Origin of the sequence: Corynebacterium gottingense (assembly GCF_007559235.1) — a bacterium.
GTDB classification, from domain to species: Bacteria; Actinomycetota; Actinomycetes; order Mycobacteriales; family Mycobacteriaceae; genus Corynebacterium; species Corynebacterium gottingense.
Map to the genome: position 1 here is coordinate 490,557 of NZ_VMHH01000001.1, position 21,761 is coordinate 512,317.

The window sequence follows — 21,761 nt, forward strand, 5'->3', positions numbered from 1 at the left end:
TCATCGTAGTTACTTCAGCTGTGCAGCCAATCTGCGGGTCAGCACGTCCCAGGCAAAGTGCTTCTCGACGCGCACCCGCCCCGCCTCCCCCATCCGCTTGGACGCGGCGGGATCACTGAGGAGGGTGATGGTGGCGTCGGCAAGCATGCTCACGCTCGTTCCGTCAACGACGACGCCGGTTGCCGGCGTGACGGTTTCGGGCGCGCCGCCGGAGTCGCCGGCGATGACGGGGACGCCACAGGCCTGCGCCTCGAGGTAGACGATGCCGAGGCCCTCCACGTCGAGGCCGCCGCCGCGGGTGCGCGCGGGCATGGCAAAGACGTCGGCTGAGGCGATGGTGTCGCGCAACGTCTCACGGTCGACTGCGCCGGTGAAGGTGACGCCTGCGGTGCCGCGGGCGAGGGTGCGGAGCCGGCGCTCGTCTGGACCGGACCCGACGATCACAAGCTGCGTGCCCGGCACTGCTGCGCGGATCGCGGGCAGCGCGCGGATGAGCTGGTCCTGCCCTTTTCTGGGGACGAGCCGGGACGCGCACACGATGCGTGGTTCGCGATCGGCATGGGCGGGCCCGGCCGGCCGGAAGAAGTCCGTGTCCACCCCGGACGGCAGCGCGACGTACTCGGGATGTGTGCCGAATGCGGGGGCGATGCGGCGGCGCGTGTAGTCGGAGATGTAGGTGAGCACGTCGGCGTTGCGGCCGATGTTGCGCAGAACCTGGCGCGCGCCCGGGAGCATCGACCAGCCAACCTCGTGCCCGTGGGTCGTGGCCACGACGCGGCGCGCACCAGCCCGCTTAGCGGCGCCGCCGAGGACGGCCAGTGGGGCGGCTGCGCCGAACCACACCGTGGTCGCACCGTGGCGGCGGATCAGCTGCGCCATTGCCGCCCGGACGCGCGGGGTGGGCAGCATGACCCGGTGCGGCCACCGCACGATGGTGTAGGGCTGCGCGGCGTCCCATTCGCGCGCAGCCGCCGCGTCCTGCGTGGAGGCAAACACGACCACCGAGTCGGGCCCGTTCAGCGCAACGAGGTGGGAGACGAAGTCCCGCAGATACGACTGAATCCCGCCGAGGGTCGGCGGGAAATCGTTGGTGACAAGCAGCGTCGGGGTCATGGCCTGCCAGCGTACGCGGTCAGTAGCGCACTGCGCCCTGGGCCGGCATGGAGTTGACCGGCACCACCTGGACCGGAATGCCGTAGTCGGACGCGTGGACCACCATGCCGTCTCCGATGTACATGGCCACGTGGGTTACGCCCGGGTAGTAGCCGATGATGTCTCCCGGCTGCAGCTGGTCCATGGAGACGGGCGTGCCGCCGGCCAGCTGGGCCTGCGACGTACGCGGGATGCCCTTGCCGTTCTGGCCGTAGGCCCACACCATGAGGCCGGAGCAGTCGAATGCGTCCGGGCCGGTCGCGCCCCAACCGTAGGGCTTGCCAATCTGCGCGAGCGCTGCGGCGACCACGCCAGAATCCGCTGCCGGCACGTTGGCACCGAGGTCGATCGGGCCGTCCTTGGCAATCCAGCGCTGGCGATCTTCCTCGTTCAGACTGTCTACCTGGTCTTCGATGTCACGGATCTGGTCATCCAGCTCGTCGCGCTCGCGGTGGAGCGCGTCCAGCTGCGCGGCGAGTTGGTTGCGGTTGTACTCCGCTTCCGCCTTCGCAATGTTCGCGCTCCGGGCGCGGGACGCTGCCTCTTCGTTGGCGGTGTTCAAGCCGTCAATGGTCGTCTGCGCGTTGCGGGACAGCGAGTTGAGGTACGCGGCCCGGTCGATCGCCGCCTGCGGACTGCCCGACTCGAGCGTGGTGAGCAGCACCTCGGAATCCGACTTGCGGTACTTCGACTGCGCAATGTCGTTGACGTTGCGCTGGTAGCTCGTCTTTGCGCCGTTGGCCTCCGCAGCGGCAGTGCGCGCCGCGGCAGCCTTCTCGTCCGCCTCCGCGATCTTGCGTTCGGACGCAGCGACCTGGTCCTCGAGGGACTTGATCTCCTCCGATTTTGCCGTGGCCTGGTGCGAGACGTCCTCGAGCCTGTCAATCAACTCATCAACGTCGTCCGCACCAGCCGGCACCTGCAGCGTGCCGACCGCCGCCGAAGAGAGCGCACCGACCGCGATGACCATCGCGCCTCGACGTGCTGAACGGCGCGCGCCGCGCGCGTGGAGAGAGTGTTTGCCCACGACAAATCCCCTTGAGCTTTCAAGCCGAGTACGCCACTCGGAAAACCAATACCGCCCGTGATCCAACTGACCGCAAGCCTTTACAAAACTGTAACTACTATAGCCAGATCAGCCGTCCAACAAAAGCACACCCGGCCAATCAGCAACGATTGACACGGGTGTGAAAGTTGGTGCGCAGCGAGTGCGCGAATCCGCAAGTTAGAAGCGGACCACGGAGTGGACCGGCATCATGCTCAGCGGGCGCTCACCGACCGGAACACCGTCGTTCAGGGCGTCGATGATCATGCCGTTGCCAGCGTAGATAGCAACGTGGGAGGCGCCGCTGTAGTACACGACAATGTCACCCGGCTGGATGTTATCCAGAGAGACCGGGGTGCCTGCGGAGGCCTGCGCCTGCGAGGTACGCGGGATGGACTTACCAGCCTGGGCGTAGACCCAGGAGGTAAAGCCGGAGCAGTCGAACGCGTTCGGGCCTGCTGCGCCGTAGACGTACGGCGAACCGATCTTGGTGCGGGCGATGTCGACGATGCGCTCGCCCTGGGTCTTCTCCTGCACCACCGGCGCCGGCGCGGTCACCGGAGCGGAGTACTGCTGAGCGACGGCCGGTGCCGGGGTCTCCGGCAGGACCTGTGCTTCGACGTTGGCGATGAACTGGTTGAAGCCCGGGACGTTGGCAATCCCCGGCAGCGCCTTCACCTGAGACAGGGCCTGACGGTACTGGCCGCCATCGGCCTTGCCCGCCAGGGACGGGACCCAAGCCTCGATGCCCGGGATGTTTGCAACACCCGGAATGTTCTCAATGCCCGGGATCTGCGCAGCAACCGGGGTGTTCGGGACGCGGACCTCAGCGGCGGAAGCCTGGGTCGGGACCATCAGAGTCGCGCCTGCGACGACGGCCGTGGCAGCTGCGACGGTGCGCACTGCGGAATTGTTCTGGCGACGGTGCTTAGCCATTGTAAGTTTCTCCATATCTTCTCTTCGCCTACCGGGTTGCCTGTCGGGCTGGGCCCTGAGAATGCGCCCTGACGTACCTCTGCACGCCATCCGCCCTTGTAGGAAAGTGCGGTTTCCCGGTTCCACATCGCTCGTGAATCTCACTCGGTCCGCGGTATTCGGCTCATATGTTCTGTTTTCGTACCTTGCAAGCAACGGCTGTTGTCGCAATGTCTCGATCAGATTACGAAACGGCAACAAGTTTGTCCAATACTGAGAGTGTTACTAATCCGTTATTGAATCTTTGCAAAGGCTTTGCCCGCTTATCGACGCCACCACTCCCCTCAATTCGCGCCGCCCTTACCCCGATTTGCACCCATTGACCTGCACTAAACCGACAATCGCGGAAATTCCACTGATTGACTACAGCTGTACACTGCACCACCCCATGAGATATTGTGACGTTAGACACAGGGGCATTTTTGGCAGGTGTAACGGGGGGCAGAAGGGCGTCGGCAAGCATGCTCCTCGCCGTAAAATTGGGTCTATACCGATACCCCCTACTGGAAGGACCGCCCGATGAAAGCGCTGACTTATTACGGTGCGAACGACGTACGCATCGAAGACCGCCCCACCCCCACGATCCTGGAACCGACTGACGCCATCATTCGCGTGGACACCACGACGATCTGTGGCACAGACCTCGGCATCTTCCACGGGAAGAACCCGGAGATTGAGTCCACCGAGCGCGAGCGCACAGGCGAATGGAACGGGCGCATCCTTGGTCACGAAGGCATCGGCACGGTTGAGGCCGTCGGCGACGCCGTGAAGAACTTTAAGCCAGGCGACAAGGTCCTCATCTCTTGTGTGTCGCGATGCGGCACGTGCGAGAACTGTCAGAAGCAGCTGTACAGCCACTGCCGCAACGGCGGGTCCTGGATCCTGGGCTACATGATTGACGGCACGCTCGCGGAGTACGTGCGCACCCCGTTCGCGGACAACTCGCTCTACCACCTGCCGGAGCCACTGGACAAGGAGGTGGCGGTCTTCCTGTCTGATGCGCTGCCCACGGGCCACGAGATCGGCGTGCAAAATGGTGCCGTCGCGCCTGGCAAGGACGTCCTCATCGTCGGCGCGGGACCGGTAGGGATGGGCGTGCTGCTCACGTCGCAGTTCTACTCCCCCGCATCAATCACAGTGGTGGATATGGACGACAACCGTTTGGCCAAGGCCAAGGAGATGGGTGCGACGTACACGGTGAACCCGGCAAAGGAGGACGTCGCGGCCCACGTCGCCTCCATCACGGGTGGCTACGGCGTGGACACTGCCATCGAGGCGGTCGGACTACCGGCAACGTGGGCAACGTGCGCTGAAAACGTCAAAGAGGGCGGCCACATCGCCGTCGTCGGTGTGCACGGAAAGCCGGTCGACTTTGAGCTGCAGAAGATGTGGATTAAAAACCTCACCGTCACCACCGGACTCGTGAACACCAACACGACGGGCATGCTGCTCAAGGCGGTCCAGAATTCGGACCTGCCGATCAGCTCGCTGGCCACCCACCACTTCACGTTCGCAGAACTGGATCAGGCGTGGGAGACGTTCGCGCACGCCGAGGAGCACCAGGCGATGAAGGTCATCATCGACAACGCGTAGCAGCGCACGACGAAGGCCCCTTTCCCCATGAACTGGCCCCCGAAAGTTGGACTGGTTTAACTCTAGGTGGTTAGGGCTTCAAGGGTCTGATTTCGATATTGCATCGGGGTCAGGCCCTTGAGTCGTTGTTGGATGCGTTCGGTGTTGTACCACTGGATGTAGTCGTCGATCGCCTGGTTGAACTCTGCGACGGTGTCGAAGACTTCTCCGTGGTACATCTCGGTTTTCAAGTGGCCGAAGAAGTTCTCCATGACCGCGTTGTCGTAGCAGTTGGCTTTACGCGACATCGACTGAACACCGCCGTTGTCATAAATGAGGTTTCGCCAGGACGAATGCTGGTACTGGAAACCTTGATCGGTGTGCATCATCCACCCAGTCTCAGGTGCACACCCCACAATCGCTTTGGCCAACGAGGCGGAGGTAAACGCTGTCGACGGCGAGGTGGCCACGGTGTGGGCAACGATTGTGCGGTCGAACAGATCCATCACCGGTGACAGATATACCTTGCGACCTGCGACTCTGAACTCGGTGACATCACTGACAAAAACGGTGTTTGGCTTGTCCGGGGTGAAGTTGCGGTCAAGTGTGTTATCAGCAATGCGGTTGACGGTGCCGCCGCATGAAACATAGGGCCTGCGCTGGCGGATCTTGGCGCGAAGACCCATCTCGCGCATGAGTTTAAAGACAAGTTTGTGGTTTACTTCCCAGCCCTGGTTGCGTAGGTCAAGCAGGACTCGCCTGTAGCCGTAGCGGTGCTTATTGCGTTCGAAGCTTTCCCGGATCGCGTCTTTGAGCGCAGCGTGCTTGTCCGGCTCGCTGAGTCGTTTCTGGTGGTAGAAGAATGTCGACCGGGCCATACCTGCTGCCTCAAGCAGGTATTCCAGGCGGTGTTGTGACTTGAGGATGACAATCGCCTGGACTTTCAGGCGCGTCCCTGACTCCTCAAGTTCCGCAATTTTTTTTAAGTAAGCGTTTTCCGCTTCCAACCGTGCGATCTGGCGACGCAGCTTCTCTTCCTCCGACAGCGGCTTGAGCGCGGCCGAACCTTTAGGCCTGCCTTTCGGCTTCGGTTTTAACGCGTCATCGCCACCTTTACGCCATTTCCACGACCACTGGCTGACTAGCTGCTCTGATGACAGGCCAAATTCACGCGCGAGATCCATCGCTGTCTCACCAGCAAGGTGGCGTTGGACAACGTCCTTCTTGATTTCGAACGAATACTGCTGCTTAGTCGGTTTCTCCACAAGACATAGCCTGCCATGTAGCGTAAACCGACGATAGAGCATACGGACGGCGTATTTGGAGACACCAAGAGCAGTGGCAGCAGCCTTAAAGCCCATGCCTTGCTCAAATAGTGCAACCAACTGCTCGCGCTGATGCTCACTCAGCGAACTTCGAGCTCTCAATGAAAACTACTCCCCACTAGTCGGTAGCTGATTTTCTCAGTCCAACTAATGGGGAGCAGTTCACCATTCTGGGAAAGGGGCCTTTCAGCGACCGCGAGTTACTGTGGCGAAGCCTAATGGCTCGGCTCGTCGGTGGCGTTGCGGTCGGAGAGGTGTTTCGTCTCTTCGAGCTTGCGCAACGTCTCGATCTCCTCGTGGTGCTTCTGCGCCTCCGCGTCGCGAACGCGCTCGGTGACACCGAGCTCGGAGGACTTGAAGGTACCAACCGTCTCGGAGTCGGCGAAGCCAAGCTGGTTGAGCTGCTTCGGAACCGGGGCACCGGCGTACTCGAGCGGGACCGGGTGGCCGTGCTCGTCTACCGGGCCGAGCGGCTGGTGGATCTCCACGAACGCGCCGTTCGGCAGCTTCTTGATCACGCCGGTCTCGATGCCGTGCTCCAGGACCTCTCGGTCGGAGCGCTGCAGGCCGATGCACAGGCGGTAGGTGATGAAGTAAGCCAGCGGCGGCAGGATGATCAAACCGATGCGGCCGAACCAGGTCATCGCGTTCAGCGAGATCTGGAAGAAGTGGGCCACGTGGTCGTTACCACCGGAGATGGTCAGCAGCAGGAAGAACACGAGCGCCATGACACCGATGGAGGTGCGCACTGGAACGTCGCGCGGACGCTGCAGCAGGTTGTGGTGCGCATCGTCGCCGGTGATCTTCTTCTCGATGAAGGGGTACGTGATCAGCAGGACCACGAGCAGACCACAGAGCAGGGCGACCCAGAAGGCACCCGGGATGGTGTAGTTGCCCAGGTAGAGCTCCCATGCCGGCATGACACGCGCGGCACCGTCCGTCCACAGCATGTAGACGTCAGGCTGCGAACCTGCGGAGACCTGCGACGGGTTGTAGGGGCCAAGCATCCAGATGCTGTTGATGGTGGTCAGACCAGCCATCGCTGCGAGGACGCCAAAGACGAACATCATGAAGCCGATTGCCTTGACGGCGAAGACCGGCATGATGCGGATACCAATGACGTTGTTCTCGGTACGGCCCGGGCCCGGGAACTGGGTGTGCTTCTGGAACCAGACGAGCAGCAGGTGAGCTGCGATCAGCGCGAGGATGATGCCCGGCACGATCAGCACGTGCAGGATGTAGAAGCGATCCAGCATGAGGTCCGACGGGAAGTCGCCGCCGAAGATGGCCCAGTGCATCCAGGTACCGATGATCGGAATACCGACGATGATGGCGGACATAATGCGCAGACCGACGCCGGAAAGCAGGTCGTCCGGCAGGGAGTACCCCATGAAGCCTTCGATCATGCCGAGGAGCACCAGGGTGACACCGATGATCCAGTTCGCCTCACGCGGGCGACGGAACGCGCCGGTGAAGAAGATGCGCATCATGTGGGCGAACATCGACATCATGAACATCAGCGCTGCCCAGTGGTGCATCTGGCGGACGAACAGGCCGCCGCGGACCTCGAACGAGATGTTCAGTGCGGTTGCGTATGCGCGTGACATCTCCACACCGTTAAGCGGGAGGTACGCGCCGTCGTAGATGACCTTGGTAATAGACGGGTCGAAGAACAGCGCCAGGTAGACACCGGTCAACAACAGAATGATGAAGCTGTACAGGGCCATCTCGCCGAGCATGAAGGACCAGTGGCTCGGGAAGACCTTGTTCAGCTGGGGCCGCAGGAACCCGGCGACTGTGTAGCGCGAGTCTACGTTGTCCGCGGCTTGTGCAAGTTTAGTGCTCATTAGGATCGACGCTCCCAGAATGCCGGGCCGACGGGCTCGATGAAGTTGCCGTTGGCGATGAGGTAACCTTCTTCGTCAACAGTCACAGGAAGCTGCGGCAGCGCACGGGCGGCCGGGCCGAAGACCGGCTTGCCGTAGTGCAGTGCGTCGAACTGCGACTGGTGGCACGGACACAGGATGCGGTTCGTCTGGGCCTCGTACAGCGAGGTCGGGCAACCGATGTGCGTGCAAATCTTCGAGTATGCGTAGTAGTCGCCGTAGTGGAAGTCCTCCTGGCCTTCGCGCTCGACGGCGCGCTGAGCGTCCTGCGAGCGCAGGCGGATCAGCATGACGGAGTTACGCGGACCGTGCAGCGAGTGCATGTGGTTCTCGTACACGTCGCGGTTCGGGTCGTACTCCTTGCCGTCGTTGACGTCCTCCTCGTAAAGGGGGAAGACCGTTTCCATGGACGCGGCAGCCAGGTCCTCCGGGCGCATGCGCACCAGGCGGGACACGCCGGCGGTGCTGTAGTGCGAACCGGCCTCGCCCTCGTGCAGCTCGGCGATAGCTCCGGTGTCACGTCCGAGGTAGACCTTCACGCCCTGGTCCTGGATGGTCCAACCGTGGGTCCACAGCGTGCCGTCGCCCATGTAACCGAGCTCAGTGCGCGGACGCCACGGGTTCTTGATCAGGCCGGCCAGCGGGGCGATGACCATGAGACCGGCCAGCACGCCGGCACCGCCGAGGAGGCCCTGCATGGCCTTACGGCGGCCAAAGGTCGAGGTTTCCCACGCGTCGTTCAGCAGCGCAGTCGTGGTGCGGCGGTCCAGCTCGCTGGAACGGCCGTCGTGGCGGCGCTGTACGGAGATCTCCTCGGGGATGAACTTCTTGACGTACTGGATGATCGCAATGCCCAGCGTGACAAAGCCAAGACCGGAGGTCAGGCCGAGCAGCGGGGTGTACAGGGTGTAGACCCACAGATCCTCGTCGCCGTGGAACTTCGGCTCCCAGGGCCAGAAAAGGTAAACGCCGAGGAACGCGATGCCACACAGGACGGAAATCAGCAGCCAGGCGTTGATGCCTGCGGCGGCGGACTTCTCGCGCGGGTCGCCCTCGACCGGGAAACGCTCCTTGCGGTAGGCAACGGTGACGTCGTCAAGCTCGGTGCCCAGCGCGGCCAGTTCCGCATTGCTCATGCGGTCCAGCTCTTCGTTTGTGTAGTTCTTCTTTACATCACTCATGAACGCGATCCAATCCAGATAGCAGCGGCGGCGACCAAGGTCACGCCAATCATCCACATAGCCATACCCTCAGAGACCGGGCCAAGACCGCCCAGTGCGTAGCCGCCGGGGCTCGGGGTCTCCTTAGCCGACTTGATGTAGGCGATGATGTCCCTCTTCTCATCAGCGGAGAGCTGACGGTCAGAGAACTTCGGCATGTTCTGCGGGCCGGTCAGCATCGCTTGGTAGATCTCCTGCTCGTTGGCGGGATCCAGTGCGGGCGCGTACTTACCCGACGACAGCGAGCCGCCGCGGCCGGTGAAGTTGTGGCAAGACGCGCAGTTCAGGCGGAAGAGCTCGGAACCGCGGGCAACGTCGGCGGCCTGAATGTTGCCGTCGTAGTCCTTACCGCGCAGCGACTCCATCGCGACGCTGCCGTCCTTGTCGTACACGAGCTCGGGGCCGCCACCGTTCGCCGCGACGTACGCAGCGAGGGCGAGTGCCTGGGACTCGGTGTAGCGCGGGCGCTTGCGCTCAGCCTGCGCGTCGTTGGACATCATCGGCATGCGGCCGGAGTGCACCTGGAAGTACACGGCGCCTTCGCCGGTACCGATCAGGGACGGGCCGCGGTCCTCGACGCCCTGCAGGTTGGCGCCGTGGCAGGTGATACACGCGACGTCGTAGATGTCCTTGCCTTCTTGGATCATCGCCTGCTCGTCTCGCTCGGCGTTAGCAACCTGAGCGTTCGGGGCCAGTGCGGATGCCAAGAGGCCGGCGCCGGAGAGGCCGAGCGTGAGCGCGGCAGCACCAGCGACCGTGCGCCTGGTCTTGCGACCAACGCGCTTCTTCTTTGGTGTGTTTTCCATCTTGTTTCCTTTTAGCGACTATTCAAACGGTTACTAGGCCGGCTACTGGACGAGGTAGATCGTGGTGAACACGCCGATCCACACGACGTCCACGAAGTGCCAGTAGTAGGAGGTCACCATTGCGGCCGTAGCCTGCGCCGGGGTGAACTTCGACTTGGAAACGCGGAGCAGCACCACGATGAACGCGAGGATGCCCGCGGTCACGTGCGCCATGTGGAATCCGGTGATGATGTAGAACACCGAGCCGTAGACGCTCGCCTGCGGCGTCACGCCCTCGTGCACCATCTCAGTCCACTCAAACGCGACGAGGCCCAGGAAGACCACGCCGAGCAGAATGGTCACGGAGAACCACTTGCGAAGCCCGAATACGTCACCCCTTTCTGCAGCAAATACGCCCACCTGGGACGTCACCGAGGAAGCCAGCAGAACGATAGTAATGATGAGGCCAAAAATAACGTTCAGGTTTTCCGTCTGGTGCGCCCAGTCTCCGGCGGCCAGGCCGTTTGCGCGCGACGTGAAGTACATCGCGAACAAGCCGGCAAAGAACATCAACTCTTGGGCGAGGAACGCCATCGTGCCAACGCTGACCATGTTGGGTCGGTTCAGCACTGGGACACGATTCTGCGGTGTCGCCATACCTTGATTAGTAATTGCGGTCGTCACGCATGTGATTATGGCGCGTTTCCGCCTTAAAGTCACCTCGAATACCCCCGGACTTTCTCTGACAGGCATGCCCCAACCTGCCGTTTCAGCGCGAACAACGGTTGCGGAAAAGCTTTTTGAAAAACTCGGGAACTTTTCGCCCGCGCTTTACGACGCGCATCGTCCCTGGTCACACCAACACGACACAAGCGAGCGCCGCCGGGCATCGATTTCCACAACCCCGCGCCCCTCCCCGACCGACGGATCCACGGTCGCACTGCTGGTTCCCCAAGTTCCCGAATGTGTCACTTATCACATTTTCTCCCAGGGAATTTGGCGCGCGGACCTACTTTCGGTTGACCCCTGGGCGGGTGGGCGTCGAAAAGCGAAAAGCCCCGGCACCGAAGTGCCGAGGCTTACGGACCCGCGAAGGCAGCGGGGCGGAGCAGTTAGTGCTTCTCGCGCGGGATGCCGTACTGCAGGTTGAGTTGGGTGGTGGTCCAGATGAGGAACACTGCACCGAAGGCGATCAGCCACAGTTGGTAGAAGGCGATACCCAGGCCGAGGAAGAGCACGGCGCCGGACATTGCGAACGGCCAGATGGAGTGCGGGGAGAAGAAACCGAGCACGCCCGCACCGTCTTCAATCTCCGCCTCTTCCCAGTCCTCGGGGACGACGTCCATACGTCGCTCGGTGAAGTCGAGGTACACACCCATCATGAAGCACAGGGCGGTTGCCAGAACGAGGGCAACACCGCCGACCCATTCGAGGCCGAACAGGTAAGCATCTTCACCAATCCAGCTCGTGGCGAAGATGTAGATCACCGCCATCAGACCCAAGAAGGTGCCAATTGCGTAGAAAACTTTTGCGCCAGGACCCATAGTTCTACACTTCCTCTTTCTTAGTTGTTGGCAGCGACAACGGCGTTATCGCCGTCGCGGGTTGCAGTGCGGTCAGTGACAAACGGGTGGGTGGTCGTTGCGAACGGCTCCTCGCCGATAGCCTTCAGCGCGTCCGAGTTCGGCGCCTCCGGGTTCGCTTCGCGGAACTCCATGTAGTCCTTGAACTTCTCCGGCGAGACGGCGCGGAGCTCGAAGTTCATCATCGAGTGGTAGGTACCGCACATCTCAGCACAGCGGCCGACGAATGCGCCTTCCTTCTCAATGCGCTCGATCTGGAAGCTGCGCTGCTGCTGGTTTGCCTCCGGGTGTGCGTAGACATCGCGCTTGAACAGGAACTCCGGAATCCAGAACGCGTGGGAGACGTCGCCGGACGCGAGACGGAACTCGATCGGCGTGTCGGTCGGCAGCACCAGCACCGGGATTTCCTCGGTGGAACCGATGGTCTCGATCTTGTTGAAGTTCAGGTACGACTGGTCACCCTGGGACATACCGTGAATCGGGTTCGCGTTCGGCATGTCTTCCGGATCGTGCTTGGTCTCCTCGGCGAGCGCCTGGCGCTCCTTGTCCACGCCCTCGTACTGCTGGCCGTTGTTGGTGAACTCGCCGTCAAGCTCGGCGTAGCCGAACTTCCAGTTCCACTGGAACGCGGTGACGTCCACGGTCACCTTCGGATCCTTGTCCAGCGCGGTGACCTTGGTCTGCGACTGCACGGTGAAGAAGAACAGGACCATGACGATGACGATCGGCACGATGGTCAGCGCAAGCTCCAGCGGGACGTTGTACTGCAGCTGCTTCGGGAACTCACCCTCGCCCTTCTTTTCCTTCGCCTTGCGGTTCCACTTGAACACAGCGGTGAGGAACAGACCCCACATGATGATGCCGACGATCCAGGCGGCAACCCAGACCCACACCCAGAAGTTGTACAGCTCCGTACCCTCCGGCGTAATCGGGTCCGGCCAGCCCATATCCAGCACGTTAGCGAGGGCCTCCGGGGGAGCAACACTGCAGCCAGCGAGCGCGAAGCCACCGAGCAGGAGCGAGCCTGCTACACCGAGCTTCCGGGCAAAGCTGCGCTTTGTTTCCTTTTCCACGTGTGTCTGCCTTCCTGTCCACACTTCAATTCGTTAAAAACGATGAACGTCCATAGAAATGCCAGAGCATTCCTACCCATTCCTACCCAGTCAGAATAGTTCATCCAGCGGGCAGGCACGGAATTGCAGATTGGAGCCGCGAAGCACCGTGCTTTCGCTTCTCGACGCACACCCGCCACCCTTGGCTTTTCCCCATCACCCACTCGCCACGTGGCCTGCGTCACCCAAAAACCGGATTTTTCGGCAAAAAGTTCATCCGAAAGTTGGCCCCCAATCGGGGACGGGCTAAAGGTTGAACCACCGTGGCCACGTCTGGTTCGCCGTTCCAGCCCTCGAAACCTTATCCTGTTACACATCATGACGCGCCCCGGCCGATGCTTGCGGCGCACCGTATATATAAGGAGAAGGTTCAACTTACGATGTGTGGCCTGCTTGCAATGCTTACCGCCGGATCCAACGCCAGCACCTTCGTCCCCGCCGTGGACGACGCGCTGCCGTGCATGTACCACCGTGGCCCGGACGCCGCCGGCACCTGGCACGACGACGACGCAGTGTTCGGCTTCAACCGCCTGGCCATCATTGACCTCGAGCACTCCCATCAGCCGCTGCGCTGGGGCCCGGCCGAGAACCCCGAGCGCTACGCCATGACGTTCAACGGTGAGATTTACAACTACATCGAGCTGCGCGAAGAGCTCCAGGCCGCCGGCTACACGTTCAATACTTCCGGCGACGGCGAGCCGATTGTGGTGGGCTACCACCACTGGGGCAAGGATGTGGTCAAGCACCTGCGCGGCATGTTCGGCATCGTGATTTGGGATACCGAGACCAAGACGATGTTTGCCGCCCGCGACCAGTTTGGCATCAAGCCGCTGTTCTACGCCACGACCAAAGCCGGTACCGTCTTCGCCTCCGAGAAGAAGTCCATCCTGAACATGTCCAAGCAGTTGGGCCTCGACCTCTCCGGTCAAGACAACAGCCTGGACCGTCGCGCCATCGAGCATTACGTGGACCTGCAGTACGTCCCTGAGCCGGAGACGCTGCACGCCGGAATTCGCCGCGTAGAGTCCGGCTGCACCGTCACCCTGACCCCGGGCGGCGAGGTCCACGCGGAGCGTTACTTCAAGCCTGAGTTTCGCACCACCCCGGTGACCAAAGACAAGGAGCAAGACCTCTACGACCGCATCGCAGCAGCGCTTGAGGACTCGGTGGCGAAGCACATGCGTGCGGACGTTACCGTCGGCTCCTTCCTCTCCGGCGGAATCGACTCCACCGCAATCGCCGCGCTGGCAAAGCGCCACAACCCGGACCTGCTCACCTTCACCACTGGCTTTGAGCGCGAAGGCTACTCCGAGGTCGACGTGGCGGCCGAGTCCGCCGAAGCGATCGGCGTAGAGCACATCGTGAAGATCGTCTCCCCCGAGGAGTACGCCGACGCCATCCCGAAGATCATGTGGTACCTCGACGACCCCGTCGCCGACCCGTCGCTCGTGCCCCTGTTCTTCGTGGCCCAGGAGGCCCGCAAGCACGTCAAGGTAGTGCTGTCCGGCGAGGGCGCCGACGAGCTGTTCGGCGGCTACACCATCTACAAGGAGCCGCTGTCGCTCGCTCCGTTTGAGAAGCTCCCCTCTCCCCTGCTGCGCGGGCTGAACAGGCTCGGGCAAGTCCTGCCGGAAGGCATGAAGGGCAAGAGCCTGCTCGAGCGCGGCACCACACCGATGGAAGACCGCTATTACGGCAACGCCCGGTCCTTCAACTTCCAGCAGCTGGAGCGGGTGCTGCCCTGGGCGAAGCGCGAGTGGGACCACCGCGAGGTCACGGCGCCGATTTACGCGGCGTCGACAAGCATGGACCCGGTGGCGCGCATGCAGAACCTTGACCTCTTTACCTGGATGCGTGGCGACATCCTGGTGAAGGCGGACAAGATGAACATGGCGAACTCGCTCGAGCTGCGCGTGCCGTTCCTGGACAAGGAGGTGTTCGAGGTTGCGCAGACGATCCCGCATGAGCAGAAGATTGCGAACGGGACGACCAAGTACGCGCTGCGGCGCGCCATGGAGCAGATCGTGCCCGCGCACGTGCTCAACCGCCGCAAGCTCGGCTTCCCGGTGCCGATGCGCCACTGGCTCGCCGGCGAGGAACTGTACGGCTGGGCGCAGGACACTATCAACGAGTCGCAGACCGAGCACATCTTTGACAAGAAGGCCGTGCTCGAGATGCTCAAGGAGCACCGCGACGGCATCTCGGATCACTCGCGACGCCTGTGGACCGTGCTGGCGTTTATGGTGTGGCACGGCATCTTTGTCGAGCAGCGCATTGACCCGCAGATCGAGCACAAGGAGTACCCGGTCAAGCTGTAACCGGGCGGCCGCGTTTGGGGGTCCTGCGTGGGCTGGTGGTTCCGGTGGGCACGCGGGGGCTGGGCCACGTCCGTCGAGATGGAGCTAGCTCCATTCGCACCAGGCAGCACCAGCCGGCAGCGAAGTAGCCGCGCGAGCTCAAGGGGTAGCGCTAACTCTACCTAAAGACTCCGCTTACCACCATTGTTCGAAGCCCGCCGCCACGGTGGAATGGACACCATGAGTACAGCAAAGAAAATTCTTCTCGTCCTCGGCGGCGTCGTTGTCGCCATTGCCCTGGCCCTCGCGGCCGCCTGCTACGTCTGGGGGCCGACGCTCTCCGCGCAGATGACCGGCCAGGCAAAGTTCCTGGGCAAGGATTCTCCGCAGCGCTACGCCCGCACGGTGCTCGACCTGTCTGAGTCCATGGGGCTTTACGGAGACTCGGAGGAGTTCGCCGCCGCTCGAGCCAAGGCAGAGGAGGCTGCGAAGGGCGCGGAGCACCAGGCCGAGCTCCTGGACGTGCTCGACCAGGCTGTCCACTCCGCCGGCGGCAAGCACTCCAGGCTCATTCCGGCGGAAACCCAACAGCCCGACGCCGAAGAAGGCAGCCCTACTGCCCAGGTCGGAGTGACAACGGTGGGAAACGTCGCGGTCGCAACTGTGCCGGGCATCGGGAGGCACGATGACATCCAACAATACGCGGACACCCTCACCAGTGGACTGCTCGAGGCCCGGGACGGCGGGGCGTGCGGCGCAATCGTTGATCTCCGGGGCAACGACGGCGGCGACATGGGCCCCATGATCGCCGGCCTGTCCCCGCTCCTGCCCGACGGGACGGCGCTCGAGTTCGTCAGCCGCGTCAACACGTCCCAGGTCACGGTCGACGGCAACGCGGTCAGCGGCGGCGGCACCCCGCTGGAAACTGCAGGCGGTAAGTGGGAAGCGCCCACCGCAGTGCTTGTCGACGCCACCACCGCCTCCTCCGGCGAGGCGACCATGCTCGCTTTCCGCGGCCTGGACACCGCACGTTCCTTCGGCACGCCGACCGCCGGCTTTGCCTCGGCCAACATGGTGTATGACTTCCCAGACGGCAGCGAGCTGATGCTTACCGTCGCAAAGGACAAGGCCCGCACAGGCGAGGAGTTCGCCGAGGATCCGGTCGCGCCGGACACTCCCACGGACACCGGTGATGCGGCGCTCGACGAGGCGAAGGCGTGGCTCCACGCCGAGCACGGTTGCGAGGCGTAGCCGGCCAGAAGAATACCCCGTCCGCTGCGGAAAGGATCCACACAGCGGGCGGGGTATCGGTCGCGTTGCGACTTAGTTGAAGGAGTCGCCGCAAGCGCAGGAGCCACCGGCGTTCGGGTTGTCGATGGTGAAGCCCTGCTGCTCAATCGTGTCTGCAAAGTCGATGGTGGCGCCCATGAGGTACGGCACGCTCATCTTGTCCACCACGAGGCGCACACCGCCGACCTCGTCGGCCTTGTCACCGTCCAGGTCGCGGTCGTCAAAGTACAGCTGGTAGCGCAGACCAGCGCAGCCACCCGGCTGCACGGCGATGCGCAGGGACAGGTCGGTGCGGCCTTCCTGGTCCAGCAGCGCCTTGGCCTTCGCGGCGGCGGCCTCGGTCAGGTTCACACCAGTTGCAGAGGTAGGTGCAGTCATTGAAATCTCTCCTTATATATGTTGCCGGAGTTTGCCCCATCATACTGCCCGCGCAGCATCGGTGTCGCCGGTGGGGTTTACTCACGCCTCGCAACGCGGGACCGTGGGCGAATATTCCCGGCAGCGTATTGCTCCATTCCGGGTGGTGCCTTGTAGCCTAGAGTGCGTGAAACTCCCATGGCAGAAATCTGAGCAACAGTCCGAGCAGCGGGCCGAGGGCGGTTCGACCGCCATCTCCGCCGCGGAGATCGGTGGGGCGTCCGGTGGGGACAAGGGGGCGTCGATAAGCGATGCACACGACGAGCCCAAGTACCCGAAGGGCTACACGCCGCCGAAGGGGCGGCCGACCCCGAAGCGCCACGACCAGGAGGTCAAGCGTGGCGTCGTGCGCGACCCTGACAACATGACGCAGGCGCAGCGCGCGCAGAAGAACAAGGAGCTCAAGGCCTCCATGTCGAAGGAGGAGTGGAAGGCCTACAAGAAGGAGCAGCGCGCGGAGAACCGGCGGGCGAACAAGGAGATTCAGGCGCGCATCGACGCTGGCGACGAGCGCTACCTCATGGACCGCGACAAGGGCGAGGTGCGCCGCTACGTGCGCGACTGGGTCGACGCGCGACGCTTCTTCAACAACTACGTGATGCCGGTCGCGCTTGTGCTCGTGGTGGTCCTGCTCATTGGCACGTGGCTGCCCGAGGTGTCCACGGTGCTCTCCGGGCTGACCATGCTGTTTATCCTGGCCATCTTCATCGAGGCCTTCGTGATTGGCAAGCGCGTGAACAACGCGGTGCGTGCCAAGTTCCCGGGTACCACCGAGACCGGCTTCGGCCTGGGTATGTACGCGTTTTCTCGCGCGTCGCAGCCGCGCAACTGGCGCTCGCCCAAACCGCAGGTGAGCATCGGCGAGAAGGTCTAAGCCATGATCGAGCCCCATCTGGCCGGCGTCGAATTCGTGCCCGTGCAATCCCCCGATCTCGGCCGCGCGCGGAACGTGGCGCGCCTCCTCGCGCGCTCCGTGCCGGGGCGAAACCTGGGCCGGTTGGCCGACATCGGCGCGTGGGTCGCGGGGGTGCAGGGGGCGTCGACGCCCGCGCCGTTCGCCCACCCGCGCGCGGTCGTCGTTGCCGCTCGCCACGGCGTAGCCCAGCGCGGCGTGTCCGCGTGGGAGCCGGACGCAGGCGCGACGCTGCTGGAACAGCTTGAGGCCGGCGCGGGTCCGGCGCACATCGCGGCGCGCGCCGCGGGGGCGTCGGTGCGCGTGGTAGACGAGTTCGACGAGGTCACCGGCGCGATCGACGTGGAGCCCGCGATGAGTGCGCAGCAATGCGCCGCCGCCATCGCGCGGGGTATGGAGGTGGCCGACCACGAGGTGGATTCCGGCACCGACCTCATCATCCCCGGCAACGTGGGCGTCGGCGATACCACGGTCGCCGCCGCGGTGTACGGCACGCTCACGCGCACCGAGCCGGTTAAGGCGATCGGCCGCGGCTCCGGGATCAACGACGAGGTGTGGAAGGTTAAAGTCGCCGCGATCCGCGATGCGATGTTCCGCGCCCGCACCATCGCCGACGACGTCGAGCGCGTGCTCGCGGAGATCTCCGGCCCCGACATGGCCTTCCTCGTAGGCCTCATCGCCCAGTCCGCGGCGCGCAGGACGCCAGTGCTTATCGACGCCGCGCTCCCCTCCGTCGCCGCCTACGCAGCCGAGCGACTCGCCCCCGGCACAAAGCGCTGGTGCATCGCCGGCGGGGTAAGCCCAGAGCCGGCGCACATCGGCTGCCTCCAGGCGCTCGAGCTGACCCCGGTGCTTGCCCTGGATATGACCACGGGCCAGGCGGCGGGCGCGCTGGCCGCGCTTCCGCAGGTCAACATGGCTGCGGAGATGGCGGCCGAGGCGCTCACGCAGCTGCGCGCCACGAGCCGGCCGGAGCCGCGCTAGCCCGGGTGAGGCGCGTTACGCCTCAACCAGCGTGACGTTCCACCCGTGGGTGTCCTCCACGCTGCCGTTCTGGATTCCCCGCAGGCGCTCGCGCAGCGACATCGTGATCGGGCCGGCCTCGTTGTTGTTGATGGTGAACTCGCCGTCCGCGCTGCGCACGCGCCCCACCGGGGTGAGCACGGCAGCGGTGCCGCACGCCAGCGTCTCCGTGATCGTGCCGTTTTCCACCCCCTCGCGCCACTGTTCCACGGTGATCCTGCGCTCCTCGGTGCCCAAGCCGGCGTCTTCCGCGACCTGAAGCAGCGACTTGCGGGTGATGCCAGCGAGCAGCGAACCGGACAGCGCCGGAGTGATCAGCTTGGCGTCGTCCCCGGAACCCTCGACGAACATGAGGTTCATGCCGCCCATCTCCTCGATGTACTTGCGCTCGATCGCATCGAGCCAGACCACCTGGTCGCAGCCCTTCTCCTGGGCCTCCGCTTGTGCGAGCAGCGAGCCCGCGTAGTTGCCGGCGAACTTCGCGTCGCCGGTGCCGCCCGGCGCGGCGCGGACGTACTCCTTGGACACCCACACGGAGACCGGCTTCACGCCGCCGGAGAAGTACGCGCCCGCGGGCGACGCAATGACGTAGAACGTGTACGAATGGGAGGGCTTGACGCCCAGGGTCTTCTCGGTGCCGATCATGAAGGGCCGCAGGTACAGCGCGGCCTCGCCGCCCGCCTCGGGCACCCACGCCTTATCGATGCTCACCAGCTGGCGCAGCGACTCGATAAACAACTCCTCCGGCAGCTCCGGCATGGCCAGACGATGGGCGGAGTGCTGCATACGCTTCGCGTTCTGCTCCGGCCGGAAGGTGCTGATGGAACCGTCGGCGTGGCGGTACGCCTTCAGGCCCTCAAAAATGGCCTGCCCGTAGTGGAAGACGTTGGTCGCGGGGTCCAGGGAGACGGGCCCGTACGGGCGCACCTGCGCGTCGTGCCAGCCCTTCTCTTCGGTCCACTCGATGGAAACCATGTGGTCGGTGAACTCTTGCCCGAACGCCGGGTCGGCCAAGATGGCTTCGCGCTCCGCGTCGGTTGCGGGGTTCGGGTGCTGCGAAATGGAGAAGTCTAGCGTTGTCATGCGCCCCACCCTACTCGGGCGGTACCCCGCCGGAGCCCGAGTACGCTGAATAGGGCTGGAATTTATTCAGCAGAGCTTATCGACGATTCCCTGATCGAAAGGTAACCCAACATGACTTTCACTTGCGCACTCCCCGCCCGCGGCACCACCGCGGCGCTGACGTTGGCGGATTCCACCCCGTTGCAGGCCGCGCGCCTGATCCCGGTCGCTGCGGGCCAGGACGGCGTCGAGCTGCCCGTGACCGCGCTGACTGCGGACGGCGTCCTCGACGCCCTGGCGAAGGTGGGCGCGAAGGGCGCGGCCAGCGAGCTGCACCGCGTCGTGGTCGGCGGCACCCTGTTTATCGCTTACGGCTTGGGCGCTGCCGACGAGGTTGACGAGGAGTCCGTGCGTCGCGGCGTCGGCACGGCGGCGCGCAGCCTCTCCGGCCTCGAGGAGGTCGCGGTGAGCACGGAGTTTGGCATGGGACCGATCGTGGAGGGCCTGCTGCTGGGCTCCTATTCCTACCAGGGCTTGAAGTCCGCGGAGGAGGACGCCCCCGCCCCGGTCGCGGTGACGGTCGTCGCGGGCGAGGAGGAGCGTGCAGCGTTCGACCGCGCGCGCATCATCGCAGAGTCCGTCAACCTGGCGCGCGACTTGGTCAACACGCCGGCGAACTACCTCTACCCCGAGGCGTACGCGGAGATCATGCGCGAGGTCGGCGAGCAGGTCAGGCTAAGCGTCGAGGTCTTTGACGAGCAGTACCTGGAGGACCACGGCTTCGGCGGCATCACCGCTGTGGGCAAGGGCTCGGCCCGCCCGCCGCGCCTGGTGCACCTGTCCTGGGCTCCGTCAACCGCGCAGGACGGCGAGGCGGCAAGCGCCGCGTTGGTGGGCAAGGGCATCACCTTTGATACCGGCGGTATCTCCCTGAAGCCGGGCGCGCACATGGAGGACATGATCAGCGATATGGGCGGCTCCGCGGCCCAGCTGGCGTCCATCGTCGCCGCGGCACGCCTCGAGCTGGCCATGCCTATCGACGCCTGGCTACCCCTCGCCGAGAACATGCCGTCCGGCTCCGCCACCCGGCCGGGCGACGTGATCACCCACTACGGCGGGCTGACCTCGGAGATCCTCAACACCGACGCGGAGGGCCGCCTGGTGCTGGCCGACGCTATGGCGCGCGCAGCGGAGGACAAGCCCACCTACCTCATCGAGACGGCCACGCTCACCGGCGCGCAGATGGTGGCGCTCGGTACCCGCACCGCCGGTGTGATGGGCACGGAGGAGCTGCGCGACCGCATCGCGGAGAACGGCCGCGCCGTCGGCGAGCCTGCCTGGTCCATGCCGCTGCTCGAGGAGCAGGAGGCGCAGCTGAAGTCCCCGATCGCGGACATCCGCAACACCCACAACGCGCGCACCGGTGGCATGCTGTTCGCCGGCCTGTACCTCTCCAAGTTCTCCGGGGAGGACAACGGCACGCAGTGGGCGCATATCGACGTCGCGGGCCCGGCCTTCAACACCGACTCGCCATTCGGCTACACCCCAAAGAGGGCAACCGGCGCGCCGGTTCGCACCATTGTGGAGACGCTCACGCAGCTTGCGGGTGAGTAGGTGTGGCCGGGGGCGGTGGCGTCGATAAGCGATGAGCCCCTAGCTGTAGGGGTCCTCGCCGCGCTCGAACTTGGCGCGGCGCTGCCGCTGCTCCTCGCGCTTGCGCAGAATGCGCTCCTGCTCCATCTTCTTGCGCATGCGGTCGGGGTAGCCGGTCTCTTCGACGTCGTAGAGCGAGATGCTCAGCAGCTTGGCCACCTGGTCGATGCCTTTCGGCCCGCCGATGCGGCGACGGGTGTAGTTGCCCAGCTCATCGACGAGCACGACCGACATCTCATTGACCATGGTCTCCGGCTCAATGTAGCCCTCGACAAACTTGCGGCCACGCACCCACTGCTTCAGGTACTCGGCGTCGTCCGGGCGAATCGTTCCGCCTGGCGCGCGCGGGGGTTTGAAGCTGGAGGACTGTTTCCGTTTGCCGAAAAGGTTAAACACGCGCCTTATCTTACGGAACCGGCGCACGGGCGAGGCGATGCCGCCCGGCTGAGGC

At 64.0% G+C, this 21,761-nt stretch carries 19 protein-coding genes; 6 read left to right on the forward strand and 13 right to left on the reverse strand.

From position 1 onward, the window contains the following. Window positions 1–9 precede the first annotated feature (9 nt). The 3 genes from FPH17_RS02275 to FPH17_RS02285 all read right to left on the reverse strand — a co-directional run bounded on the left by FPH17_RS02275 (window position 10) and on the right by FPH17_RS02285 (window position 3,133). On the reverse strand, window positions 10–1,113 hold the full coding sequence (locus FPH17_RS02275; protein ID WP_154878509.1) for a glycosyltransferase family 4 protein: 1,104 nt from the start codon (window positions 1,111–1,113) through the stop codon (window positions 10–12). 19 nt (window positions 1,114–1,132) lie between these two features. After that, the gene (locus FPH17_RS02280; RefSeq protein ID WP_244288042.1) at window positions 1,133–2,179 is read right to left on the reverse strand and encodes a C40 family peptidase; all 1,047 of its coding nucleotides are present in this window, start codon (window positions 2,177–2,179) and stop codon (window positions 1,133–1,135) included. A 198-nt stretch (window positions 2,180–2,377) separates the two neighbouring features. Beyond that, the gene (locus FPH17_RS02285) at window positions 2,378–3,133 is read right to left on the reverse strand and encodes a C40 family peptidase (RefSeq protein ID WP_095278110.1); all 756 of its coding nucleotides are present in this window, start codon (window positions 3,131–3,133) and stop codon (window positions 2,378–2,380) included. A 558-nt stretch (window positions 3,134–3,691) separates the two neighbouring features. On the opposite strand from FPH17_RS02285, the gene FPH17_RS02290 reads away from it, so the two are divergent. Further along, window positions 3,692–4,765 (forward strand): zinc-dependent alcohol dehydrogenase family protein, encoded by a 1,074-nt coding sequence (locus FPH17_RS02290; protein WP_154878510.1) that lies wholly within the window; start codon window positions 3,692–3,694, stop codon window positions 4,763–4,765. Between the two features lie 62 nt (window positions 4,766–4,827). Here the strand turns inward: FPH17_RS02290 and FPH17_RS02295 are convergent. The 7 genes from FPH17_RS02295 to ctaC form a co-directional block, all read right to left on the reverse strand. Beyond that, window positions 4,828–6,125, reverse strand: a protein-coding gene (locus tag FPH17_RS02295; RefSeq protein ID WP_414437256.1) for an IS3 family transposase whose coding sequence is annotated in 2 segments (ribosomal slippage) — window positions 4,828–6,017 and window positions 6,017–6,125 — 1,299 coding nt in all. Because the reading frame shifts where the segments join, the coding sequence is not laid out codon by codon here. Window positions 6,126–6,284: 159 nt separating this feature from the next. Continuing rightward, the gene (gene qcrB / locus FPH17_RS02300; RefSeq protein WP_095534900.1) at window positions 6,285–7,916 is read right to left on the reverse strand and encodes a cytochrome bc1 complex cytochrome b subunit; all 1,632 of its coding nucleotides are present in this window, start codon (window positions 7,914–7,916) and stop codon (window positions 6,285–6,287) included. Further along, on the reverse strand, window positions 7,916–9,136 hold the full coding sequence (gene qcrA, locus FPH17_RS02305) for a cytochrome bc1 complex Rieske iron-sulfur subunit (protein ID WP_154878512.1): 1,221 nt from the start codon (window positions 9,134–9,136) through the stop codon (window positions 7,916–7,918). Before qcrA ends, qcrB begins: the two co-directional genes overlap by 1 nt. Continuing rightward, on the reverse strand, window positions 9,133–9,981 hold the full coding sequence (qcrC, locus tag FPH17_RS02310) for a cytochrome bc1 complex diheme cytochrome c subunit (protein ID WP_095278122.1): 849 nt from the start codon (window positions 9,979–9,981) through the stop codon (window positions 9,133–9,135). Before qcrC ends, qcrA begins: the two co-directional genes overlap by 4 nt. A gap of 42 nt (window positions 9,982–10,023) precedes the next feature. Then, window positions 10,024–10,644: an aa3-type cytochrome oxidase subunit III gene (ctaE, locus tag FPH17_RS02315; RefSeq protein WP_173783230.1), complete on the reverse strand. Its 621-nt coding sequence runs from the start codon at window positions 10,642–10,644 to the stop codon at window positions 10,024–10,026. A 428-nt stretch (window positions 10,645–11,072) separates the two neighbouring features. Next, a complete protein-coding gene (gene ctaF / locus FPH17_RS02320) occupies window positions 11,073–11,504 on the reverse strand; it encodes an aa3-type cytochrome oxidase subunit IV (RefSeq protein WP_095278124.1) in 432 nt (143 codons plus the stop codon). 20 nt (window positions 11,505–11,524) lie between these two features. After that, window positions 11,525–12,616, reverse strand: coding sequence for an aa3-type cytochrome oxidase subunit II (ctaC, locus tag FPH17_RS02325; RefSeq protein WP_154878513.1), 1,092 nt, complete (start codon window positions 12,614–12,616; stop codon window positions 11,525–11,527). Window positions 12,617–13,035: 419 nt separating this feature from the next. Here ctaC and asnB point away from each other — a divergent pair, with 419 nt between their 5' ends. Together asnB and FPH17_RS02335 are read left to right on the forward strand one after the other, a co-directional pair. Next, entirely contained in the window at window positions 13,036–14,973 is a 1,938-nt protein-coding gene (gene asnB / locus FPH17_RS02330; protein WP_154878514.1) for an asparagine synthase (glutamine-hydrolyzing), read from the forward strand. A 219-nt stretch (window positions 14,974–15,192) separates the two neighbouring features. Further along, on the forward strand, window positions 15,193–16,203 hold the full coding sequence (locus FPH17_RS02335) for a S41 family peptidase (RefSeq protein ID WP_154878515.1): 1,011 nt from the start codon (window positions 15,193–15,195) through the stop codon (window positions 16,201–16,203). A 72-nt stretch (window positions 16,204–16,275) separates the two neighbouring features. On the opposite strand, the gene FPH17_RS02340 is transcribed toward FPH17_RS02335, so the two are convergent. After that, window positions 16,276–16,620, reverse strand: a complete 345-nt coding sequence (locus tag FPH17_RS02340; RefSeq protein ID WP_095278134.1) for a HesB/IscA family protein — start codon at window positions 16,618–16,620, stop codon at window positions 16,276–16,278. A 166-nt stretch (window positions 16,621–16,786) separates the two neighbouring features. On the opposite strand from FPH17_RS02340, the gene FPH17_RS02345 reads away from it, so the two are divergent. Both FPH17_RS02345 and FPH17_RS02350 read left to right on the forward strand, forming a co-directional pair. Continuing rightward, window positions 16,787–17,533, forward strand: coding sequence for a DUF3043 domain-containing protein (locus FPH17_RS02345; RefSeq protein WP_244288043.1), 747 nt, complete (start codon window positions 16,787–16,789; stop codon window positions 17,531–17,533). Between the two features lie 3 nt (window positions 17,534–17,536). Beyond that, on the forward strand, window positions 17,537–18,556 hold the full coding sequence (locus FPH17_RS02350) for a nicotinate-nucleotide--dimethylbenzimidazole phosphoribosyltransferase (RefSeq protein ID WP_154878517.1): 1,020 nt from the start codon (window positions 17,537–17,539) through the stop codon (window positions 18,554–18,556). 15 nt (window positions 18,557–18,571) lie between these two features. Here FPH17_RS02350 and FPH17_RS02355 read toward each other — a convergent pair whose 3' ends face one another. Next, on the reverse strand, window positions 18,572–19,678 hold the full coding sequence (locus FPH17_RS02355; protein WP_095278139.1) for a branched-chain amino acid aminotransferase: 1,107 nt from the start codon (window positions 19,676–19,678) through the stop codon (window positions 18,572–18,574). Between the two features lie 111 nt (window positions 19,679–19,789). On the opposite strand from FPH17_RS02355, the gene FPH17_RS02360 reads away from it, so the two are divergent. Continuing rightward, entirely contained in the window at window positions 19,790–21,271 is a 1,482-nt protein-coding gene (locus FPH17_RS02360) for a leucyl aminopeptidase (RefSeq protein ID WP_154878518.1), read from the forward strand. A gap of 39 nt (window positions 21,272–21,310) precedes the next feature. On the opposite strand, the gene FPH17_RS02365 is transcribed toward FPH17_RS02360, so the two are convergent. After that, window positions 21,311–21,706, reverse strand: coding sequence for an oxidoreductase (locus tag FPH17_RS02365; protein ID WP_095278143.1), 396 nt, complete (start codon window positions 21,704–21,706; stop codon window positions 21,311–21,313). Between the last annotated feature and the right edge of the window lie 55 nt (window positions 21,707–21,761).

Excerpts from the sequence above, each read along its gene's own strand:
- FPH17_RS02285 (WP_095278110.1), bottom strand. The coding sequence starts at position 3,133 with ATGGCTAAGCACCGTCGCCAGAACAATTCCGCAGTGCGCACCGTCGCA.
- qcrA (WP_154878512.1), bottom strand. The coding sequence starts at position 9,136 with ATGAGTGATGTAAAGAAGAACTACACAAACGAAGAGCTGGACCGCATG.
- FPH17_RS02355 (WP_095278139.1), bottom strand. The coding sequence starts at position 19,678 with ATGACAACGCTAGACTTCTCCATTTCGCAGCACCCGAACCCCGCAACC.
- FPH17_RS02275 (WP_154878509.1), bottom strand. The coding sequence starts at position 1,113 with ATGACCCCGACGCTGCTTGTCACCAACGATTTCCCGCCGACCCTCGGC.
- qcrB (WP_095534900.1), bottom strand. The coding sequence starts at position 7,916 with ATGAGCACTAAACTTGCACAAGCCGCGGACAACGTAGACTCGCGCTAC.
- FPH17_RS02340 (WP_095278134.1), bottom strand. The coding sequence starts at position 16,620 with ATGACTGCACCTACCTCTGCAACTGGTGTGAACCTGACCGAGGCCGCC.
- asnB (WP_154878514.1), top strand. The coding sequence starts at position 13,036 with ATGTGTGGCCTGCTTGCAATGCTTACCGCCGGATCCAACGCCAGCACC.
- ctaF (WP_095278124.1), bottom strand. The coding sequence starts at position 11,504 with ATGGGTCCTGGCGCAAAAGTTTTCTACGCAATTGGCACCTTCTTGGGT.
- FPH17_RS02350 (WP_154878517.1), top strand. The coding sequence starts at position 17,537 with ATGATCGAGCCCCATCTGGCCGGCGTCGAATTCGTGCCCGTGCAATCC.
- FPH17_RS02360 (WP_154878518.1), top strand. The coding sequence starts at position 19,790 with ATGACTTTCACTTGCGCACTCCCCGCCCGCGGCACCACCGCGGCGCTG.
- qcrC (WP_095278122.1), bottom strand. The coding sequence starts at position 9,981 with ATGGAAAACACACCAAAGAAGAAGCGCGTTGGTCGCAAGACCAGGCGC.
- FPH17_RS02290 (WP_154878510.1), top strand. The coding sequence starts at position 3,692 with ATGAAAGCGCTGACTTATTACGGTGCGAACGACGTACGCATCGAAGAC.
- FPH17_RS02335 (WP_154878515.1), top strand. The coding sequence starts at position 15,193 with ATGAGTACAGCAAAGAAAATTCTTCTCGTCCTCGGCGGCGTCGTTGTC.